The 568-nt window shown below is 58.3% G+C and carries 1 pseudogene; it reads left to right on the top strand.

What is annotated here, in order from left to right:
* A pseudogene (locus A6U95_RS31030) lies at positions 1–421 on the top strand (conjugal transfer protein); the annotation flags it as partial.
* Positions 422–568 lie beyond the last annotated feature (147 nt).

Genomic DNA, 568 nt, shown 5'->3' with positions numbered 1-568 from the left:
CATTGTATTGCCAGCCTTGCTGAAAGGGATTGGTGGTATCGGTGAGATGTATGCGCAGGCCAATACGCAGGTGGTGACGAACGGCTTCAACGCGGTGACTACGCGACCGGAAACACCGGATGGTAAAGCCGTTGCTGGCGTGATTGCCGGCGGCACGGCCAGTCAGGCGGCGAATGTGCTGAGCAGTGATGCTGCCCGCTTACCGTCGAAACAGGTGCTTGTCGAGAAGCAACAGGTGGTGGCGATCCAGTTCATGCGCGGGGTTTACTCGACCGATGTGGCCAACGTGGGGGCCGCGACAGCGCCAATGGTCACATCACCGATGGTAAAGCCGGTAGACAGAATGCCGCCGACAGAAAACGACTGGCGGGCACAGACGCAGGCACGTATCGACGCGCAGCGCAGGCTGCAACAGCAATAAGGGTTATTCCATGGCACAACAATTCGAGCAGAACATGACTCTAGGGCGGGATGAAAATTTGGCGTGGCGTCAGAAAAGTCAGCAACTGCGGCAGGCACTGAACTGCGCGCTGGCCTGTTTGCACTCCTGTGAGCCTGACGCTATCTC

This window comes from Serratia sp. 14-2641 (genome assembly GCF_001692375.1).
GTDB classification, from domain to species: domain Bacteria; phylum Pseudomonadota; class Gammaproteobacteria; order Enterobacterales; family Enterobacteriaceae; genus Chania; species Chania fonticola_C.
Note: the sequence above shows the minus strand (reverse complement) of the source record. Positions and strands in the feature narration are given on the sequence as shown.